General features: G+C 79.8%; 1 pseudogene. It reads right to left on the bottom strand.

The features are described 5' to 3' along the window. Window positions 1-54 precede the first annotated feature (54 nt). Window positions 55-258 (bottom strand): annotated as a pseudogene (locus tag AC0IYU_RS34870) (IclR family transcriptional regulator); the annotation flags it as partial.

The following is a 258-nucleotide window of genomic DNA, read 5'->3' as shown; positions in this document are numbered from 1 at the left end:
GACCGGCACCGCGCCCGCGGGCGCACCCGGCACCACGCCGACCGGCGCGTGGGACTAGCCCTGGGCGCGGGGGCGCACCGCGCGTGCCAGCAGGTCGGCCGGGTCCACCTGCAGGGCCGCGAGCCGCCGCGCGTTGCGCCGCACCACGTCCGCCGCCTCTTCGGCGGGCAGCGACGCCCGCAGCACGAGGCCGCTCACGCCCACGCCCAGCGGGCGCCGCGCGCCGATCTCGATCGACAGCACCTTCACCGGACAGCT

It is taken from the genome of Variovorax sp. AC103 (assembly GCF_979254005.1).
The sequence above is the reverse complement of the archived record's forward strand: the minus strand, read 5'-3'. Positions and strand labels throughout refer to the sequence as shown.